General features: G+C 35.9%; 17 protein-coding genes. 9 read left to right on the top strand and 8 right to left on the bottom strand.

The features are described 5' to 3' along the window. Positions 1–27: 27 nt before the first annotated feature. From AC57AW_RS01875 to polA, 5 genes are all read left to right on the top strand, one after another. The gene (locus AC57AW_RS01875; protein ID WP_318849077.1) at positions 28–894 is read left to right on the top strand and encodes a lytic transglycosylase domain-containing protein; all 867 of its coding nucleotides are present in this window, start codon (positions 28–30) and stop codon (positions 892–894) included. Between the two features lie 348 nt (positions 895–1,242). Further along, a complete protein-coding gene (tssD, locus tag AC57AW_RS01870; RefSeq protein WP_318849078.1) occupies positions 1,243–1,656 on the top strand; it encodes a type VI secretion system tube protein TssD in 414 nt (137 codons plus the stop codon). A gap of 483 nt (positions 1,657–2,139) precedes the next feature. Continuing rightward, entirely contained in the window at positions 2,140–2,556 is a 417-nt protein-coding gene (tssD, locus tag AC57AW_RS01865) for a type VI secretion system tube protein TssD (protein ID WP_318849079.1), read from the top strand. Between the two features lie 95 nt (positions 2,557–2,651). After that, positions 2,652–3,083: a hypothetical protein gene (locus AC57AW_RS01860; RefSeq protein ID WP_318849080.1), complete on the top strand. Its 432-nt coding sequence runs from the start codon at positions 2,652–2,654 to the stop codon at positions 3,081–3,083. A gap of 146 nt (positions 3,084–3,229) precedes the next feature. Beyond that, positions 3,230–6,064 (top strand): DNA polymerase I, encoded by a 2,835-nt coding sequence (polA, locus tag AC57AW_RS01855; RefSeq protein ID WP_496350633.1) that lies wholly within the window; start codon positions 3,230–3,232, stop codon positions 6,062–6,064. Between the two features lie 84 nt (positions 6,065–6,148). On the opposite strand, the gene AC57AW_RS01850 is transcribed toward polA, so the two are convergent. The 6 genes from AC57AW_RS01850 to AC57AW_RS01825 form a co-directional block, all read right to left on the bottom strand. Next, positions 6,149–6,868, bottom strand: a complete 720-nt coding sequence (locus AC57AW_RS01850; RefSeq protein WP_496350632.1) for a hypothetical protein — start codon at positions 6,866–6,868, stop codon at positions 6,149–6,151. 489 nt (positions 6,869–7,357) lie between these two features. Beyond that, the gene (locus AC57AW_RS01845) at positions 7,358–8,092 is read right to left on the bottom strand and encodes a protein phosphatase 2C domain-containing protein (protein ID WP_496350631.1); all 735 of its coding nucleotides are present in this window, start codon (positions 8,090–8,092) and stop codon (positions 7,358–7,360) included. 37 nt (positions 8,093–8,129) lie between these two features. Next, a complete protein-coding gene (locus tag AC57AW_RS01840; RefSeq protein ID WP_496350630.1) occupies positions 8,130–8,444 on the bottom strand; it encodes a hypothetical protein in 315 nt (104 codons plus the stop codon). Positions 8,445–8,455: 11 nt separating this feature from the next. Beyond that, positions 8,456–9,067: an FEKKY domain-containing protein gene (locus tag AC57AW_RS01835; protein ID WP_496350629.1), complete on the bottom strand. Its 612-nt coding sequence runs from the start codon at positions 9,065–9,067 to the stop codon at positions 8,456–8,458. Between the two features lie 122 nt (positions 9,068–9,189). After that, a complete protein-coding gene (locus tag AC57AW_RS01830) occupies positions 9,190–9,588 on the bottom strand; it encodes an immunity 22 family protein (protein ID WP_318849086.1) in 399 nt (132 codons plus the stop codon). A gap of 9 nt (positions 9,589–9,597) precedes the next feature. Continuing rightward, complete coding sequence (locus AC57AW_RS01825; protein ID WP_496350628.1) at positions 9,598–10,155, bottom strand: YdeI/OmpD-associated family protein; 558 nt, start codon at positions 10,153–10,155, stop codon at positions 9,598–9,600. Positions 10,156–10,303: 148 nt separating this feature from the next. Between AC57AW_RS01825 and AC57AW_RS01820 the strand changes: the two genes are divergently transcribed. Next, a complete protein-coding gene (locus AC57AW_RS01820) occupies positions 10,304–10,951 on the top strand; it encodes an MgtC/SapB family protein (protein ID WP_496350627.1) in 648 nt (215 codons plus the stop codon). Positions 10,952–10,991: 40 nt separating this feature from the next. On the opposite strand, the gene AC57AW_RS01815 is transcribed toward AC57AW_RS01820, so the two are convergent. Then, positions 10,992–11,480, bottom strand: a complete 489-nt coding sequence (locus tag AC57AW_RS01815; RefSeq protein ID WP_496350626.1) for a copper resistance protein NlpE — start codon at positions 11,478–11,480, stop codon at positions 10,992–10,994. A 256-nt stretch (positions 11,481–11,736) separates the two neighbouring features. Here AC57AW_RS01815 and AC57AW_RS01810 point away from each other — a divergent pair, with 256 nt between their 5' ends. The 3 genes from AC57AW_RS01810 (at position 11,737) to AC57AW_RS01800 (ending at position 16,019) form a co-directional block, all read left to right on the top strand. Further along, on the top strand, positions 11,737–13,875 hold the full coding sequence (locus tag AC57AW_RS01810; RefSeq protein ID WP_496350625.1) for a S46 family peptidase: 2,139 nt from the start codon (positions 11,737–11,739) through the stop codon (positions 13,873–13,875). Between the two features lie 72 nt (positions 13,876–13,947). Next, entirely contained in the window at positions 13,948–14,946 is a 999-nt protein-coding gene (locus AC57AW_RS01805) for a polysaccharide deacetylase family protein (RefSeq protein WP_496350624.1), read from the top strand. Continuing rightward, positions 14,943–16,019, top strand: a complete 1,077-nt coding sequence (locus AC57AW_RS01800) for a GNAT family N-acetyltransferase (protein WP_496350623.1) — start codon at positions 14,943–14,945, stop codon at positions 16,017–16,019. The genes AC57AW_RS01805 and AC57AW_RS01800 overlap by 4 nt, the downstream gene beginning before the upstream one ends. Positions 16,020–16,098: 79 nt before the next feature. Here the strand turns inward: AC57AW_RS01800 and AC57AW_RS01795 are convergent, their stop codons facing one another. Then, positions 16,099–18,966, bottom strand: coding sequence for a M16 family metallopeptidase (locus AC57AW_RS01795; RefSeq protein ID WP_496350622.1), 2,868 nt, complete (start codon positions 18,964–18,966; stop codon positions 16,099–16,101). Positions 18,967–20,234: the final 1,268 nt, after the last annotated feature.

The raw sequence follows: 20,234 nt of genomic DNA, 5'->3' as shown, positions 1-20,234 counted from the left end.
CCCTTTCGCTTATAAATACAATTAAAAATGAAAACCATTGTCAGAAATATTTTTACAGGCTTACTATTGTTGGGAACTGTTATCAGTGTAAACGGACAGTTTCTTGCCGCTTCTGATACTTCAGAAAGCAGTGTGAGAAAATATAAGGGCATCATTAATGCCAATAAAGACCTTGTAGAATTTATTGAACAGTTACTTCTTCAGAAAGGTCTTCCCAAGCATTTGAGAAACCTAGCTCTGATAGAATCCCATTTCGACAGAAATATTACTTCAGGTGCAGGAGCAGTAGGCATATGGCAGTTGATGACTGCACATGCTAACCAATACGGACTTACAGAACAAAATCGTACCGATGTTTATAAAAGTACAAAAACAGCTGTTATCTCACTAGGAAATCTTTACAAAAAGTATAACAATTGGGTGACCGTTGTAGCTGCTTATAACTGTGGTGAAGGAAATATAGCCAAAGCGATGGAAGCTGCAGGCTCCTCTCAATATCATGAATTTTCAAAATATCTTCCCGCAGAAACCATTAATCACGTGAAGAAATACCTCAATGCATGTTATGCTACCGGAGAACTTCAGAGCGTATTGAGTAACTATAATTCTGCAAGAATCAACAAAATTTTCTTTGAGGATGGAAACAGAAGAGTAGTCACTGCCGCGCTTTCAGAAACGGAAATCAATGCAGGATTCAGTCTGAAAGTTGTAGCAGATGAACTGAATGTAGATATGGATAAAATACTCACCTGGAATCCTGGTATTGTAGAAGAACTGCAGAGAAAAGGAGAAAGTCCTTTCTATCTTCCGGTCGACCTGATGCCGGATTTTCTGCTAAGGAAAAATAAAATACTGGTTCGTTCCATCAAAGAAGGAGCAAGTACCCAGCAGTAAATAATGTCAAATACAAATAGAAAAGCAATCAGTTTTTACTGGTTGCTTTTTTTATGTAAAAATTAAACTGTTAAAACAAGCCAACTTTATATTAAAAAAATCTTAATATTTCTCACTCATGTGGATAATTGTTGTATTTAATTTTGTTTTCCAATAAGAGGAAATCCTTTTCTGGTGACGTTTTAAGTGGTTTTGTTAAATCCATTGTCGTAGAATTACGACAAGAAATCGTAGAACTACTACAATTTTTCAGATTTATATTCAAAAGTTTTTTTTAGCAATAAAGAGCCTCTATCTTTGCTAAACAATCACCGAATCACAAAATATTAACGATCAAAATTTACAATCATGGCAGAAAGAAATTCAAGAGGAATCTTAAAATTCAACGGCGGAGAAGGACAGAAGCTGTTAAAAATGAATTACAGTGTATCAAGATCTACAGATGTTTCAGGACGTGTAGCATCAGACCCTTCTAACGCATTGATCAAAGTAACAGTAGAGGCTACTGAAAAGTCTGACATCCTAGAAAGCTTGTTAAACGGTAAATACAAGCCAACAAAAGGAGAAATTACATTCAACAAATCTCACGAAGAAGGAACATTGATCACTTTGAACTGGGAGAATGGATACGTAATTCAGCATGAAGTAGACTTCGATGCAATAGACAGCAACAGTATGCTGATCAGCTTCGTAATCAGTGCTGAAACTATTGACTATGGTACTTCTCAGTTTGCAGGATTATGGCCTTCTGCAGGTAATTAAGCCTATTCATCATCTTAGTAAAAATAAAATTGGTACAGGACAGTACACTCACCCGAGTATACTGTCCTGTTTTTTTATGTAAGGTCATATCATCCGGAAAGTTTATGAACAATAAAAAACAATAGAATAATGGCTTTTTTTAGTCTCAACCTGTACAGTGTTAAAGGGAATAGATAATAAGGTTTTTGATTCCTTTAAAACTGCCTTTTTAAGATATTATTTCTCTTCGTGGTGTGGTATTTAGTGAAATCCTCCTATTTTTAAATGAAATTTAATAGGTTTGTTTATAATAGGTTATGATTTATTTTAATTCTTTTGTCGTAGAATTACGACATGAAATCGTAGAACTACGACACCAAATCGTATAATTACTACACTTTTTCATATTTCTGTTCAAATGCTTTTTTTTCAAAACCAAGGGGGTTATCTTTGTTATATAATTATTGAATAACAATTTATTACTAACGACTAAAATTTACAATCATGGCAGAAAGAAATTCAAGAGGAATTTTAAAATTCAACGGAGGAGAAGGACAGAAACTGTTAAAAATGAACTACAGTGTATCAAGATCTACAGACGTATCAGGACGTGTAGCATCAGATCCTTCTAACGCATTAATCAAGGTTACAGTAGAAGCTACTGAAAAATCTGACATCCTAGAAAGCTTGTTAAACGGTAAATACAAGCCAACAAAAGGAGAAATTACATTCAACAAATCTCACGAAGAAGGAACATTGATTACTTTGAACTGGGAGAACGGATATGTAATCCAGCACGAAGTAGATTTCGATGCAATAGACAGCAACAGTATGTTGATCAGCTTCGTAATCAGTGCTGAAACTATTGACTACGGTACTTCTCAGTACGCTGGACTATGGCCTTCTTCAGGAGGTAAATAATCCACTACAGCTTAAAGAAAAAGGAACAGTATACCATTGGTATACTGTTCTGTTTTTTATCCATAATGAAAACAATCTATTAAAAACTAACAAACATGTTCAGACAAATTTTATTGATTCTTGCTTTTACAATGTCTTTTCTTTCCCTTCAGGCACAAAACTCTTCTACTTTATACAAAGGTACTGTTAATGGAAAATTGCCAATCACATTATTCTTCCAGTCCGTAGACAGTGATTGTGGAAGTGGTGTTTACTATAATGCAATGTACAAGTATGAAAAAGTAAGCAATTGGCTTGAACTAAACGTTACTGAAGGAGCTCACAAACAGTTTTCAATGGTAGAAGAACACTTTACAGGATTGATGATCATAAAAAAAGAAGGTGATATGATGAATGGAATATGGATAAGTCCTGACGGAAAAAGACAGCTTCCCGTACAATTAAAAAAAGTAACCATAAGCAGCAAAGAAATGGAAGATTACCGAAACAAAATGGAACAGGTGAACTACGAGAATCATGACTGCTAGAAAATAGACGGTGAATGATTGCTGTTACATAAAATTGACATGCAAAGAGAAGTGATCACTCACTATTCATCATCTGAACCCCGAATCCCTTCCCCGGACTGCCAACTTTTACTCCTATTTTCTTATATTTGTTCATTATTCAAAATATGGACGCAACACAAGATAAAAGGCTGTTTCTCATCGATGCCTATGCGATGATTTTCAGAGGATATTACGCATTAATCAGGAATCCGAGAGTCACCAGCAAAGGATTGGATACTTCTGCTATCTTTGGTTTTACCAATTCTTTGATCGAATTGATCAGAAGAGAAAAACCTACCCACCTGGCAGTAGTTTTTGACGTAGGACAGGCTAGTGTAAGAACTGATGACTATTCAGAGTACAAAGCCAACAGAAGCGAAACTCCTGAGGCGATTAAAGTTGCTGTTCCATACATCCATAGAATTCTTGAAGCCATGCATATTCCACGATTAGGAGTAGAAGGCTATGAAGCCGACGATGTAATAGGTACCATTGCATGCAAAGCCGAAAAAGAAGGCTATACCACTTTTATGGTAACACCGGATAAAGATTTTGCACAGCTGGTTACAGATAAAATTAAAATTTATAAACCAGGATTAAAAGGTGGTGATATCGAAATTCTGGGAGTAGATGAGGTAAAGGCAAAATACGAGATCGAAGATCCTAAACAGGTTATTGATTTCCTTGCGATGATGGGAGATGCAGTAGATAATATTCCCGGACTGGAAGGTGTGGGAGAAAAAACGGCAATGAAGTTCCTAAAAGAATACGGAAATATTGAGACTCTATTGGCCAATACTGATCAGCTGAAAGGAAAACTGAAGGAAAAAGTGGAAGCTTCCGCAGAACGCGGTATTTTATCTAAAAAATTAGCAACCATTATCTGTGATGTTCCCGTAGAATTCCATCAGGAACAGTATGACCTGGAAACTCCGGATTTTGAAAAAGTAAAAGAAGTTTTTGATGAAATAGAATTTAGGAGACTTTACGAAAACCTTTACAGAGCTTTTGCACCTGCTCCTACAGAAACAGTGGTGGTGAGTGAGGTGGAAGTAAAGCAGACTCCAACTGGGACAGAAATAAAAGGACAGGTGATGCAGCTTGACCTTTTTGCCAATTTTGAAGAGCTGGAGCAGGCTACTTCTACCAAGTCTACTATTGAGCAGAACGATCATCTTTATCAGTTTATCGACAATCCGAAAGCACAAAAAAAGCTGGTTGATAATCTATTACAACAAAAGGTTGTTTGCTTTGATACGGAAACCACTTCATTAAACGAGCTGGAAGCAGAATTGGTAGGAATGAGTTTCTCTTACAAAAAAGGACTTGCTTATTATATCCCACTTTCTGAAGACAGAGCTGAAGTTTTGCAGACCTTAGAGATTTTCAGACCGTTTTTTGAAAAAGAAGACCTGCTGAAAATTGCTCATAATCTGAAATACGACTATAAAGTTTTAAAACAATATGACATTACCGTTAAAGGGGCGATGTTTGATACTATGATTGCCCATTACCTGTTGAATCCGGACGGAAGACACGGTATGGATTACCTTTCAGAAGTATACCTGAACTATAAACCGGTATCCATAGAAACCATTATCGGGAAAAAAGGTAAGAAACAGGGCAGCTTCAGAGATGCAGATCTGAGAACACAGACAGATTATGCAGCGGAAGATGCAGACATCACTTTCCAGTTGTATGAGCTTTTTGCACCACAGCTGAAAAAAGAAAATCTGGAAGAGCTTTTCTACAATATTGAAATGCCTCTGATGGAAGTCCTGGCAAAAATGGAACTGGCTGGTATTTCTCTGGATGAAAAATGGCTGGCACAGGAAAGTATAGATCTTGAGAATGACCTGAAGCAGTTAGAAACCACTATTTTTGAACTTTCCGGAGAAGAATTCAATATGAATTCACCAAAACAGCTGGGAGAAATCCTGTTTGAAAAAATGCAGCTGGATCCAAAGGCAAAAAAAACAAAGACTGGGCAATATGCAACCTCAGAAGATGTACTTCAGAAGTTAAGTTCAAAACATGAGATCATCAAGCATATTCTGGAATACAGAACCTATCAGAAATTAAAATCAACCTATGTTGATGCGCTGCCTTCACAGATTGAAAAAGAAGATAACAGAGTACACACCAATTTCTCACAGACTACAGCTGCTACAGGCCGTTTGGCGAGTGTAAACCCGAACCTGCAGAATATTCCGATCCGTACTTTGAGAGGACAGCAGATTCGTGGCGCTTTTGTTTCTGGAGAAGGAAAGAAAATTATCTCTGCCGATTATTCACAAATTGAACTTCGTTTAATTGCTGAAATTTCCGGAGAAGATAATATGATCAAAGCTTTCCAGGATGGAGAAGATATTCACGCTTCCACAGCGGCAAAACTCTTTAAAATTCCTTTGGAAGAAGTTTCCAAAACCCAGAGAAGTCAGGCTAAGACCGTAAACTTTGGTATCATCTACGGACAGGGGGCTTTTGCATTAGCAGAACAAACCGGATTATCCCGTACAGAAGCCAAACAGATGATCGAAGCGTATTTCGAAACCTATCCAAAACTGAAAGAATACATGGCAGAACAGGTGAATAAAGCACGTCAGATGGGTTACGTGGAAACCATATTAGGAAGAAAGCGTCACTTGAAAGATATCAATTCCAACAATTTTGTGGTAAGAGGCCATGCAGAAAGAAATGCAGTAAATGCACCCGTTCAGGGAAGTGCTGCAGATGTTGTAAAGCTTGCCATGATTAAAATAGACCGGGAACTTGAAGAACAACAGCTAAAAACAAAAATGCTGCTTCAGGTACATGACGAATTGGTATTTGAATCTCCGGCAGATGAGATTGAAGCCGCTTCAAAATTAATCAAAACTGAAATGGAAAATGCTTTAAAAACACAGGTTCCTTTATTAGTAGAGATTGGAGTAGGAGATAACTGGCTGGAAGCGCATTAATCAATACTGCAAATCATACTTTAAATAAAAAACTTCCGTCTTTTGGGCGGAAGTTTTATTTTTATTAGAGTCAGGAGATCTTTATTATTTATCTACAGAATTGTATGCATTGCTGACAACATCATCCAGAGAAACATTTTCAAATAAAAATCTCTCCTTTTTAACTTGGGCTTTTTGAGTAGTTGAAGGCATTTCCTCTTTCATTGTATTGATACTCTCAAGCGTAATGTTACCTTTCATGGGTTCGTAATAGAGCGCAGAGTGGGAGCCCGCTCCCATATTATAAGTTTCAATATAAGTGAGAATCAGATGATCGCCGATATATTTAAACTTACTGAATTGATTGCCGATTGGCCCGATATCATACAGATTGATATTCAATGTTCCTTTCTCAATACTGATATCTTCAGTTTCATGCATTTTATAACCGTATTCATTGTATTCTTCAGGGAAAACAGTTTCAGAACTTGTAAATAACCGATATGTTTGATCAGGATTTTTTAAAAGAATAATAGTTTTTCTCTGAGCTAAAGTATCCTCTTTTTTTCTTAAAACCAAAGCTTTGTCAGGAAGGCCATCCTGATTGAGGTCACCTTCAGTTTCATATTGAATTTCATACTGATTTGAAACAAAATCGGAGACTTGTTTTCCTACTGTTGATCGAGCGTTTTGAATTGGTGGACTATTTTTCGCTGTATCCTTTTTTATATGGGCCGAAGAGTCTTTCGGAGCGTCTGCTTTAGTTTTATCGCATGAATAGATAAGCAAAGAAGATAGAAGTACAATAGAAATGATTTTTTTCAATGGTGTTTGTTTTTATAAGATGCAAATCTAGTTTTTATTTCCTGATAATGTAAAAATGAAATACACAAACATGCCAGAAGGATAACGGGAAAAAAAGACAGTGATATTGTATATTGAACCTCTGTTGTGAAGTCATAAGTACTCCATGAAGACTCTCTGTCTACAAATATGGAGTAGTTCCAAAATAACCAGACAAAGACCAATAATAAGAACTCAATGCCCATTTTGATCAACATCTTTTTAATAAAGAGAAACAAAGAAAAGATAGCGGAAAGAAAAATTCCGGTGATCAGTGACATAAATAATGCATCTTCAAAAAACCAACATTCAAGACATCCGCTTGACATCCGATCTGAAAAGCTTCCCATTGACCAGTAAAATTGTACAAATGTAACCGCGGAAATAATCACTGTAACAATGAACAGTTTTTTTAGAAAGGAGTAGAACCGATGAGGTTTTGAATGTTCCATGATATTCAAAATGTATGAATTATTTTATGATTCTGATGATAGCTAAGTCATCTGTCGGTTTTACGCCAAACTGATACTCCAATTGCTTAAGTTTTCTGTTGAGCATTTCTTCCGTATCGTTATTTTGCTGGTCAATCATTAAATACTGTGTAAAGTTGATTATTTCATCAGAATCAGTATTTTTAATTTTTGAAAAGCTCGAAATACCATCAGTTGCAATGGAAACATCATCCAAATGATCAAAAAATATTCTCTGAGATAAGCTAAAATACCAATCTTCAAAGTTTTCATGAAGATGATAGGCAAGGTAATCAGGTTTGTTATCACGGTCAAATTCCGTGATCTTTCCATTGATGCAAACAACGCCGTCACCAATGGCTAAGACTAATCCTTCGTCCGCTGTGATGTCATAAACTAAGATAATAAGAGTGGTTAAGAGCTCTTTTTCATCCAGCATCAGATGATTTTTAATAAATTTGAGTTCGTTGAATAATCCTTTTATAATTTCTTTGAGTTCTTGTTCTAAACTGTGTTCGTTATCTTTTTCATATAATGTTCTGTAACCAGCTTCAATAATAACTTTACGCAAAATTTTTCCAAAAAGTGTCGAGGCAAAATGGCTATCCATTGCTGTAGAGCAACCGTCCATTACAGCACATACAATCTTATCCGAACCAATTTTTTTGATAAGAAGATCATCTTCACAATGATTAATATGATAATCTCCGATTTGTAAGGTAGAATATAGTTTCATGATTTATTGTAACGAAATTTTAGCAGGAAATTTGTTTTCACAGATAAGCAAGTTCTCCATTAATCAGGCTTATTGGAATTCCGGGGTGGCTATAAGCCCATCCAAGATTAATTGCTTCTATTATTTTAGATTGAATTAGGGCAGGTGTTATTGCCATTGCTTCTCGTCCATAGTATTCGGATCTGCAGAAATTTACTATTATAAATAAAATTTGCCCCTCACTTTCATGTAGTATGGGAATTCTATAGTCGCTGTTATGTCGCTCATTATGAGAAATCTTTTTTCTTATTTTCCAATAAAAAGTTTCATTCTTAACCACAATTTTTCTGAGTCCTTTTTTTGCTATAGCCATGATATATTTATTTATTTTAGACGGTCAATTTCCTCCTGCATTCTTTCTTCCCAGCCTTTTCCATTTCTTTTTTCAAGATAAGGATTTACAGTCTCTGTATATTTCTTTTGTGCTTTGGTATCAATAGGATCAATGATACAGCCTGTATTGATATAGGTTATGCCATATTTCTTTCGGATATTCCGAATTTTACTTAGGTTTTGCTGGTCATGAGCGGGAATTGAGAAACCTCCGGCAAAAGGTATGGCAACCTGGTCATTTTTTATATCCTTTTTGGCTTTTACAATATATTCGCTTTCTTGTTTTGAAAGTTCCTTTTTATTCTTTATCAATTCATTTCCTGATGAAAAGATAAAAAAAAGAAGAACAATAGAATTAATAATGGGATAAACTCTTAAAAACTTAGCCTTAAAATTTAATTTTTTAATAGGTAGGTTACTCACAAGATAAGTGACAAGAGCAGTAATGGCCAATATAACTGAGAAATATTCTAAACCGGATTCCTTTACAGAATACCAGAAATTGAACTGTGTAGGGTAATTAATAAAATAATATCCGGAAATATAGGCTGCAGCCAGCAACAGTATAATGATGAAATTAATGATTATAAGATTCCTATTCATGATGATAGTTTACGAACTAAATTATCACTTTCTATGCCATTTCATAATCTTTTATTGATAACAGGTGACTGCATTTCTGATGAAGTCACCTGTTATCAATAAAGGGAGATCATTTCCCAATATTAAACGTCGTATTCTATTTGACCTACATAATGCAGGGAAAAATCATCGTTTTCTGTAGAAACCGGATTCGGAATAGCAAATCTGGTTGCAAAAATGATGGTATTTATAGGGGTGTCCAGACTTAGTTCGTTCAGTTTTTGTTCCAGGATCGGAAGCCATTGGTCAGCATAAGAATATTCTGCAAACTTGTCGTAAAGTCCAAGATTTTCATCCTCAAAGCCATATTCTATGAAGTCATCATCAAACCATTTGATGTTCTGTGATTCTGCGAACTTTGAAACATACTGATCGTCTGTTTCTTCTTCTATATAATAATTTTCATCCTCTTCTACAAAACTATAAAAATCTTCTTCATTCTTGAAATACCCTAACCAGAAGTGTGAAATTTCTTTATCCATAATATTTTTTTATTCTAATCTTTTTGATTGTTTACTTATATCAATGGCTTTTTCAAGCCTTGAAAGCTTTGTTTTTTCCTGTTTGGCACTCATGATCCAGTGTATGATCACCTTTTTATAGGATGGAGCCTGGCTTTCAAAAAAATCCCAGGCTGCCTGATGATCTGTAAATTGCTTTTGATAAACAGGATCAAGAGCAACTTCTGCTTTTTCATGAGAATAAATTCCGGATTTGTTCTCTTTTCTTAGATCAAATGCCTTTTGCCCTGCAGGATTCATCAGTCCTGTTTTGGTGAGCTCTTCAACTTTCTTTATATTGATGTTGCTCCAGATACTAGACGATTTTCTTGGAGTAAAACGTATAGAATAACTTTCGTGATCTATTGATTTTCTCACGCCGTCTATCCAGCCAAAACATAAAGCCTGATCCACAGATTCAGACCAGCTTATCGAAGGTTTTCCACTTCCGGTTTTATAGAACCCCACTAAAAGTTCTTTCTCATCCTTGTCGTGCTTCTCAAGCCATTCTCTGAATTTTTCTTTTGTCGAAAAAAATGTAGGTTTCATAACTCCTGTACTTGCCTTTTACATTTAATCTGTAAAATTACGAAAGTTTTCACTCAAATAAAATCTTCTTGCCCTAAACAAAGTGCAATGATAGCCCCTGAAGATAAATTTTTTATTGTAATTTTATTCTACATTTAAATTGTGAAAAATGGATTTTCTTCAGGATCATTATGCTGTCAAAAATGAATTACTACTTATTCTTATTTCTGTTATTTTAGGGCTGTTTATTGGTGCTGAACGTGAATACCGTAATAAATCTGCGGGTCTCAGAACCTTTATATTGGTTTGTTTCGGGGCTTGTCTCTTTACTATTCTTTCCATAAAAATTGGTGTTGAAAATCCGGATCGTCTCGCAGCCAATATCATTACCGGGATTGGATTTCTGGGAGCAGGTGTTATTTTCAAAGGAGACAATAAAATTGAAGGAATTACGACAGCAACTACCATTTGGGCAACAGCTTCAATAGGAATGGCTGTAGGTTCCGGATATATCTATATTGCATTGTTGGGAACCGCTTTAGTATTAATCATTTTGAATGTATTGACCTATCTTCAGAACTTCATTGATAATTATAATAAAGTGAGGGAATACAAAATTGCTGTGACAGGTTCTGCAGATATTCAATATTGTGAAAATATCTTTAAAGAACACCACTTAAAATATCTGATGATCAAACAACAGTATTCACCCGAAAGTTTAACCGTTATCTGGCGGCTTACCGGGAAAAATACCCGTCATGAAGAAGTAATCAGACGTTTGGTAGACGACCCGAAAATTAAAGCCTATCAGTTTTAGATGAGATATAAGCAAAAAAATAAAGGCCGAAGCCTTTATTTTATTTTTTCTTGAATATATAAAGATCCTTGTTTGGACCGTCAATTTCTTTTCCATCCATGTCAAGTTGGATCAGCATATTCTCACCAACCTTATATTTATAACTGGCAGATTTCCCTTTTAAAGTGATCATACTTCCTGTTGTATCCCATGCAAAAGATCCTTTATCCTGATTCTTTGAATTTCTGTCAAGATATTCTTCAGAAATACTGAATGTTTTATCATTATTCAATGTTAAAGAAGTCTTGATTCCCGGACAGTCAGCACAAGGAACTGTCGCTTCATAAGTTCCGGCCCAGTCTAATGCATTTTCAGAAGTGTCACCCGCTGCTGTAGGAGTAGCCTTAGTAATGCTGTCTGTAGCAGCAGGTTGTACAGCTGTTGCAGAATCTGTGGTTGTACCGGTTGTTTCAGTCGTTTCTTTTTTAGAACATGAAGCAAGGAATAAAACCGCTCCCATTCCCAACATGAGCATTTTACTTTTCATCATAATAATTGATTTAAATATGTTTTTAATAATAAAGTTACTTCCAATCAACAAAAACTAAGCCAGAGGAAGGAGGGTTTAATGTTGCTGGTTGATAGTTGTCAGTATACGGTCCTGGTTTACTGTATAGATCATTAAATGAATTTTCTGCTTTCTCTTCATTAATACATTTTACAAAAACCTACTCTTAACAACTTTTCCGCCTGTTTTATAAGGCCTATTCTTATTTTTCTTTGTAAATTCGGGCAAAATTTTGATTATGACAAAAAAGATACTTTTATCTGTATTTCTTTTGCCAGCTGCAATGGCATTTGCACAACAATATGGAGGAATGTGGATTCCTACTGAGCTGAATGAAAAGGAAATGAAGGATTTGGGAATGAAGATTTCTGCAAAAGATATTTTCAACCCTCAGAAACCAAGTATAAAGGATGCAGTAGTACAGTTTAATGGCGGATGTACTGCAGAGATTATTTCGCCTAAAGGACTGCTTTTAACCAATCACCACTGTGGTTTCGGTCAGATTCAGGCACATTCTACTGTTCAGAATGACTTGCTTTCAAATGGATTCTGGGCAAAAAATACAGATGGAGAACTTCCTAATCCGGGAGTAAAAGTAGATTTTATTGTAGATATAAAAGAAGCTACTGATCAGGTTTTAGAAGGTACAGATAACCTGACGGAGCCGGAACTTACCAAAAAGATCAACAACAATATTGAGGTTTACAAAAACGCTCAGAAGATTGAATCTTACCAGTCGATTATGGTAAAGCCTATGTATTATGGAAATAAATACTATGCGTACACAATTGAAACGTACAAAGACATTCGTCTTGTAGGAGCTCCACCTCAGAGCATCGGGAAATTCGGAAGTGATACAGACAACTGGGTTTGGCCTAGACATACCGGAGATTTTTCTATGTTCAGAATCTATGCAGACAAGAATAATAAGCCTGCAGAATATTCAAAAGACAACGTCCCTTACGTTCCAAAACACTACTTACCGGTTTCTATAAAAGATAAAAATGAAAACGATTTTACTTTTGTATTCGGATTCCCGGGAAAAACTACAGAATATCTTCCTGCAGTAGGCGTAGAAAAAATCATGAAGGATATTGATCCTGCAAGAATTGCTGTACGTGATGTTGCTTTAAAAACATTAGACGAAAAAATGCGTGTGGATAATGAGACACGTATCAAATACGCTTCCAAATACGCTTCCGTAGCGAACTATTGGAAAAAATGGATCGGTGAAGTGGAAGGGTTGAAAAAATCCAATGCTGTAGAGAAGAAAGTAATGTACGAAGGTTCTTTGGTTGCTAAAAATCCGGAGATCAAAAACACATTGGATCAGTTGAATAAACTGTACAATGATCAGGCTCCTTATGCTTTAAACAATGCTTATTACACAGAAGTGGTAAAAAATGCTGAGACTTTAAAGCTTGCCGGTGATTATTATGACTTTGTAGCTTCTGTAGAAGCGGGAAGAATGGATGAAAAGGAACTTACAAAGTTAAAAACAAAATTAACCTCTTTCTACAAGGATTACAGCGCTGAACTTGATGCTAAAGTAACCGCAAAATTATTGGCATTATATGTTAATAAAACGGCACCACAGTTTTTACCAGCAGGTTTCAGCAAATATAAAGATGAAAACCCGAATATCCCTGCAATAGAAGATATGTCTAAAAACTCTATCATCACAGGAAGAACTGCTGTGAATGGAGCAGCATTGACTACTGATATTGATAAAGTGTTTTCTAACCAAGATAAACTGATCAAGACTTTAAAGAAAGATCCTATTTATCAGCTGTATGTTTCTATGAAAGAAACGTATATGAAAACGGCAGATCCGCAGTACACTTCAATGCAGGCAAAAATTGATGCATTGCAGAAAAAATTCATGGCTCAGCAGATGCAGACGGATAAAGACAGAAAATTCTTCCCGGATGCTAACTCAACGCTTCGTGTAACATATGGTAAAGTAAAAGGATCTACGCCTAGAGATGCGGTTTCTTACGGATACCAGACTCACCTTGCTGGGGTAATGGAAAAATATGTTCCTGGGGATTATGAATTTGATGTTCCTAAGAAACTGATTGATCTTTATAACAAGAAAGATTTCGGAAACTATAAAGATAAAACAGGTGACGTTCCTGTAGGATTTACGGCAACGAACCACACAACAGGAGGAAACTCAGGAAGCCCTGCTCTTGATGCCAACGGAAATCTTGTAGGATTGAATTTTGACAGACAATGGGAAGGAACAATGAGTGACATCAACTATGATCCACGTTTCAGCAGAAACATCATGGTAGACACAAAATATATCCTTTTCATTATCGAGAAGTTCGCTGACTCTAAGTGGCTTGTTGATGAAATGAAAATTATAAAATAATTTTTAAAAGTTATACCTTTAAGAATCTATTTGAACTGAGTTTTGAATAGATTCTTTTTTATTTTAAATAAGATGAAAGACAGGATCATCAATGTTTTGGCAGCTTTTGAATCTGGTAATATCGGGAAATCTTTTCCGCTGGATTACTGTTTGCCGCTTTATCACAGTGTCTCAGACAGAGAACTTCCCCATATAAAACATGTGATCCGTTATAAGACTACCAAACAGTTTGAAGAAGATCTGGATCATCTGTCAAAGAATTTTCAGTTTGTGGACTGGCAGGAGTTCAAAGAATTTACTTCTGGGAATTTTATACCTAAGAAAAAAATTGCCCTGCTAACTTTTGATGACGGTTTCAGAGAGTTTTATGATATTGCTGCTCCTATTTTGGAACGAAAGGGAATCTATGCCTGCAATTTTGTAAATCCGGCTTTCATAGACAATAAAGATATGATGTTCAGATGCAAGGCCAGTCTTCTTGCTGATGCTGCTGAGAGAAAGAAAACTATAGATTCAGAAATTTATTTTGTCTTATCGCTTAAAAATTTAGACAGACGTTTTTTACAAAAGAAAATTTTAGCAATAAATTATCAGGAAAAAGATACTTTGGACTGGCTTGCTGAAAAACTTGAAGTGGATTTTAATTTTTATTCAAAAGAATTCAAACCTTATTTAAGTACAGAAGAGTTAAAGGAACTTACCAGAAGAGGTTTTGGAATCTCTTCGCACAGCTGGGATCACCCGAAATACGGAGATTTATCTTTGAAAGAGCAGATGGAAACTACGGATAAAACTTTTGTTTATTTGAAAGAAAATGGTTTTCTCTATGAAAGCTTTGCATTTCCGTTTACTGATTTTGAAGTTCAGAAAGATTTTTTTGATGAGCTTTTTAAAAATGAAGAAATCTACTGCAGCTTTGGCTGTGCAGGAATAAAACTGGATAGTGTGAAAAGAAATTTTCAAAGAATTCCAATGGAAATGGGAGAGAGCGGAGAACAGATACTGAAAAAGGAGATGGCCTATTTCAAACTGAAAAGACTGATAAATAAAAATACGATCCTGAGAAAATGATAACGCTGAAAACATTCAACAGAAAAGAACTGGAAGATTTTATATCATCCGGAGCGTTCCTGCAGTATGATTTTCTTCCTATTACAAAACATCGCGCACTGTCACATATTCAGAATCCTAAAGCATCAGAGGAAGATACCCTTCTTATTCTGGCTTTCTTTGAAGAAAAATTGATTGGTTATGTAGGATGTTTCCCGGATTATTTTGTCATTGATGGAAAAGAAATTCGATATGCATGGCTGAGCACTTTGTATGCAAGCCCTGAATACCGGAAAAAAAGACCCGCAAAAGCATTGTTGAAAAAAGTTTTTGAAGAGTATGAAGGGAAAATTGCCATTACAGAATTTACCAAAGAAGCAGAAGCGCTTTACACTATCATGGGTGTTTTTGAATATGTCTTTCCTAAAAAAGGGAAGAGGTATTACTTCAAAACCGATGCGGCTAAAATGATTCCTGAAAAAAAGCCGGGAACACAACCATTGAAACCTCTTTTTCAGACTCTGGATGCGGCTGCCAATTTATTCATCTCAATAAAGAATTTATCCGTACAGAAACCAGATTTCAAATATGAAGTTCTTCATCGTATTGACAAAGAGAGTGCTGATTTTATGGCTGAATTTTCAGGGGTACGCAATGCAGATGAAATCAATACTTTTATAGATAATCCATGGGTTTTGGAAGGCCAAAAAGACGAGAAATATCTCTTTTCGAGTTTTGCTGGTACATTTAAATATTTTTGGATTAAGATTTTCGATCATAATAATCAACTCAAAGCTTGCTTGTTATTACAGCTCCGTGATGGATACCTTAAAATTCCTTATCTGTTTTCAGCTTCTGATTTGGCTGAGGTTGTTCAGTTTTTAAACTACTTCATAGTTACCCATAAAGTGAAAGGTTTTACCAGTTATCAGACCAGATTGAACGAGGCAATACAGCAGTCAAAAGTATTTTCTCACATTTATGAACGTGATTTCAACAGAGAATATCTGTTTCATAAAAATCTTATGGAATTACTACCCAATACTTTTAACCCAAACTATCAGGATGGAGATGGGGATTGTATGATGACGTAATAGAATGATCAATGATCAATTATCATTCATCATTGATAAAAAACGAACCGCCCGATAATGCTATCGGGCGGTTCGTTTTTTAATGTCCGAAAATATCTTTCAGACTTACTTCTTTAAATGTTCCCATTTTATTGACAGCTTCCATATTCAGATTTTCTTTTTTACCGATAATGGCTGTATTAAAATCTATGGATTTTACTTCTGTCTGATAAAAATGTCTGATATCTTCAAATTTCAGATCCTGAATCTGATTATAGATGTCTTTCCTGAAATCATGATAAATATTAAGCTTTTTCAATCTTAATGTATTGAAAAATATATTATTTCGGGTTACCCTTGTTGAGGCAATCTGTTTCAGAGCCGCATTTCTGGCATTCTCAAACTGAATAGTCACTTCAGGAAGCTCGTGCATTAATTCATTCAGCGTATCCACAGCTATCATAAGTTTGTCTGGCTGAGTTCCGATATAAGTTGTTACATAATCAGGATGGTTGAGTTCAGAGTTGGCAGCGTAAGAAACGTAGGCCGAATAAGCAAGACTCTTACTCTCACGGATCTCCTGGAAAACAATGGAGGATAATCCACGTCCAAAATACTCATTAAATACATTAACCTTTCCAAAATGAAGCGGGTTCACCAGATTTCCTTTTCCGATCTTACTCATTTCCATCTGAACCATATCATAATTGATGAAATTTACATTTCCTCCGGTGGCAGGCTCAGGATATTGCTTAGCCTCTGGCATCTGAAGACTTTCAGTTTCTATATACTGACCAATATATCCTTTGAAATTGTCAAAGTTTTTACCATAGAAGAATGCCTGATAAGGGTATTTGAAAAGCTTTTTCATTCTGTCAGTGAATACTTCAGAATTGCTGCCTTCAAGCTCCTCTTTAGAAATAACATCCGTAAAACGTGAGTGAACACCCAGTTTGGTGTAATTGGTCAGGGCGGTCATTATACGGTTTTTATCTTTTTTGATGGCCTGTCGGTTTTCCAGTACAGTTCCCACAAACTGATTGTAGATTTCCTGGTCTGGTTGTACATCATGCATCCAATGCTGCAGGAGAGCAATTCCTTTTTCTATATTTTCTTCCAGTCCGCTTAGAGAAATGATCAACTGGTCATTCGTAGTTTTGAAATCATTGCTGATTCCGATTTTGAAAAATTCCTTTTTTAAATCTTCAGGCGAAAGAGTATCCGTACCCAAATATTGCAGCAACTGAGTAGAAATTCCTAAATCTCTGTCATTATCACTTCCAAAAGGGAAAATGAAATGAAGCTGTGCAATATCATTATATTTATTCTTTACGAAACTTAATTTCTTTCCGTTAAGCTGGTCAGTGGCAATTTCTTTCTGATAATCGATAAATTCAGGCTTAATATCCTCAGTCTTGTCCGTTAAAATCTCTTTTAAAAACTCAGACTGAGTATCACGGTTGATCTTAACAGGCGTAATGCCTGGATTTTCAACTCTGATCAACGTGTCATTGACTCCTTTTTCTTTATTGACAACAACATAATTTTCTTTGAAAAAATCCTGGGCAAAGTTCATTATATCTTCCTTCGTAAAAGCCGCATATTCATCCATCTCATTCAGTTCCTGCTCCCATGTTCTGCCTTTTATATAAGAATCATACAAGGTTGTAGCAAGTCCTTCCGCTGTTTCAAGGCCCTTCATTCTCTGAATTTTGAAATCATTAATGATCGCTGGCAGCATCCAGTCTGGGAAATCACCTTTCTTTATCAGTTCAATTTCCTCCAGTACCATGTTTTTTGCTTCCTCAAGAGTTTGTGTTTCTTTAGGTACAGCAACAATAGAAAAATAACCATATTGTCTTAAACCTACAGAAAAGGCCTGAGCCCAAAGCATCTTTTGTGTCTGATTGATATGTAGATCCAGCAATCCGGCTTCACCCCTGTTACTAAGAATATTGGCAACAACATCCGCAAGCATGGCATCCCTTGTTCCATAGCTTTCCGTTCTCCAAGCCAGTTGAGCCCGTGGAGTAGTAGGGCTTTTTACTGTTCTTATTACAATCTCTGTAATGGGTTGTTCAATTATTGGTGTCTTTTGAGGAAGCTCTTTATAGGGCAAAGTGCCAAAATATTGATCAATTAATTGAATAGTCTCCTCAAAATCAAGATCACCAACAAGCACCATAGCATAATTATTAGGAACATAATATTCATCAAAATACTTGTGAATAGCCTTCATAGAAGGGTTTTTCAAATGCTCGGGTCTTCCCAGTGTTGTCTGCTGGCCGTTGGGATGCGTAGGAAAAAGAGCATCCATCAATTCATAGCTTACAAGTCTTGTATCATTATCCTGAGCTCTGTTGAACTCTTCATATACAGATTCCAGTTCCGTATGAAAAAGACGAAGTACAATTTCAGAAAATCTTTCCTTTTCTATTTTCAGCCACTTTTCAAGTTCGTTATTCGGAATATTGTTTTTGTATACTGTTTCATCAAACCAGGTATGAGCATTTGTTCCGGTAGCTCCCAAAGAAGAAATAGCTTTGTCATATTCATTGGCGATGGCGTATTGACTGGCTTCCTGAGAAACTTCATCAATTTTTTTATAGATCTCCTTTTTCTTTTCGGGATCCTGTTCTGCTTTATGCTCTTCATATAATGCTGAGATCTGGTCCAGAAGTTCTTTTTCCTTTTCCCAGTTTTGGGTTCCTATCTGAGACGTTCCTTTAAACATCATATGCTCAAGATAATGAGCCAGTCCGGTATTATCGGCCGGATCATTATTGCTTCCGGTTCTTACAGGAATAAAAGTCTGTATCCTCGGAGCATCAAAATTTTGAGCAAGAAAAACCTTCAACCCATTTTTCAAGGTATAAATTCTGACTTTATTTTCGTCGTGGGCTATTGTAATATATTCGTATTGGTTTTTATCAGTATGAACCGTTTCCTTATATTTTCTGTCTGTCATATAAAACTCATTTCACTCCTTAGAATCCGGAATGCACTACAAATGTATGAAATCAAAAAAAAATGTTAGCCGGTTTTTATCACTATTACATCTATGGTTATAGTTGAAAAGGTGAATCAAAAGAATAAAATACCCATGATAGAAAGGAAATAAAGATTACTTTCCGTAATTTCTTTTTATATAATATCTTTCATTACTATAGATAGGTATATAATCTTTACTATTCGTTATTATATATAGAATCTTTTTCAGGAGCTTTTACCTGCTATCCATTCATACTCCTCACGCCCGGCTTTCCCTGGCTAAACCCACCAGCTCTTCCACGCAAACTGCGGGGTAACCATTTCTATCAGGGCTAGGAGAGGAGACGAATCATGAATTATAAGTTATGAATTATGAGTTGTGGGATTCTAGGTTCGCGTTGCGGGTTTCGTGTTCTGAGGTTTAGATTACAAATAGCGGGTTCATTATATCCAGTAGGAGCGGTATTTAGCCCATTTTTGTCAAAACAATCTCTCTCCTGATCTGCGAAACTCTGTGTCATCTGCGGTTAATCCTATAATAATTAGTGAATACAGATGGTCTTTAGCCCATTTCCACCAAAATAGTTCCCTTGCATACATATATACATCATCCTCTGCGAAAATCCGTGTCATCTGTGGTTAATAATAGAAACTTTTTCAGCAGGAACGGGCTGTAGTCCTTAGCTTAGCCGAAGGAAGCCCGTTTTTAATCAAAGAATCCCTTTTTCCTCCAGCTTTAGCCAAAACTTACATCTTTATTATATATACTATATTACGATCACCCGAAATCCCTCACCTTCGCTCGCACCCCGTATCCCGAATCCCGTATCTCTTTCCACCCAAAAAACCTCTCCCTCCCTCAAACTCTGCCACTCTCCAGCTCCAATCACCATTCCCCAAACAAATGTTTAAAATTTTTCCTACTGCGAGTCAGTAGATTAGGATTAAATATTACGAAAGGGTAAATTTTATGTTAAATAAAGTTGCGGAGTATGGTAGAAGTTTCTATCTTTGCCCCACTGAAAAACGAAAGAGGTTCAGTAAGCGCAGAGGAGCTTTTAGATAAGCAGAAACATTATAAAACTTCAAAAAGAGACAGACGAAAAACTTTAATTTTTTTTATTAAAAAGAGTTGCGAGTTTAAAAAGAGTTTGTATCTTTGCAGTCCCAATTAAGGGAGCGCAGGAGTAGAGAGATTGAGGGTTATGGAAGAGTTTGAGGTTACTTAAAAAACTTTAAAATTTT

The organism is Chryseobacterium sp. BGA-UO-ETr-SB22 (assembly GCF_059567885.1).
Note: the sequence above shows the minus strand (reverse complement) of the source record. Positions and strands in the feature narration are given on the sequence as shown.

Excerpts from the sequence above, each read along its gene's own strand:
- AC57AW_RS01875 (WP_318849077.1), top strand. The coding sequence starts at position 28 with ATGAAAACCATTGTCAGAAATATTTTTACAGGCTTACTATTGTTGGGA.
- tssD (WP_318849078.1), top strand. The coding sequence starts at position 1,243 with ATGGCAGAAAGAAATTCAAGAGGAATCTTAAAATTCAACGGCGGAGAA.
- tssD (WP_318849079.1), top strand. The coding sequence starts at position 2,140 with ATGGCAGAAAGAAATTCAAGAGGAATTTTAAAATTCAACGGAGGAGAA.
- AC57AW_RS01860 (WP_318849080.1), top strand. The coding sequence starts at position 2,652 with ATGTTCAGACAAATTTTATTGATTCTTGCTTTTACAATGTCTTTTCTT.
- polA (WP_496350633.1), top strand. The coding sequence starts at position 3,230 with ATGGACGCAACACAAGATAAAAGGCTGTTTCTCATCGATGCCTATGCG.
- AC57AW_RS01845 (WP_496350631.1), bottom strand. The coding sequence starts at position 8,092 with ATGAAACTATATTCTACCTTACAAATCGGAGATTATCATATTAATCAT.
- AC57AW_RS01840 (WP_496350630.1), bottom strand. The coding sequence starts at position 8,444 with ATGGCTATAGCAAAAAAAGGACTCAGAAAAATTGTGGTTAAGAATGAA.
- AC57AW_RS01835 (WP_496350629.1), bottom strand. The coding sequence starts at position 9,067 with ATGAATAGGAATCTTATAATCATTAATTTCATCATTATACTGTTGCTG.
- AC57AW_RS01830 (WP_318849086.1), bottom strand. The coding sequence starts at position 9,588 with ATGGATAAAGAAATTTCACACTTCTGGTTAGGGTATTTCAAGAATGAA.
- AC57AW_RS01825 (WP_496350628.1), bottom strand. The coding sequence starts at position 10,155 with ATGAAACCTACATTTTTTTCGACAAAAGAAAAATTCAGAGAATGGCTT.
- AC57AW_RS01820 (WP_496350627.1), top strand. The coding sequence starts at position 10,304 with ATGGATTTTCTTCAGGATCATTATGCTGTCAAAAATGAATTACTACTT.
- AC57AW_RS01815 (WP_496350626.1), bottom strand. The coding sequence starts at position 11,480 with ATGATGAAAAGTAAAATGCTCATGTTGGGAATGGGAGCGGTTTTATTC.
- AC57AW_RS01810 (WP_496350625.1), top strand. The coding sequence starts at position 11,737 with ATGACAAAAAAGATACTTTTATCTGTATTTCTTTTGCCAGCTGCAATG.
- AC57AW_RS01805 (WP_496350624.1), top strand. The coding sequence starts at position 13,948 with ATGAAAGACAGGATCATCAATGTTTTGGCAGCTTTTGAATCTGGTAAT.
- AC57AW_RS01800 (WP_496350623.1), top strand. The coding sequence starts at position 14,943 with ATGATAACGCTGAAAACATTCAACAGAAAAGAACTGGAAGATTTTATA.
- AC57AW_RS01795 (WP_496350622.1), bottom strand. The coding sequence starts at position 18,966 with ATGACAGACAGAAAATATAAGGAAACGGTTCATACTGATAAAAACCAA.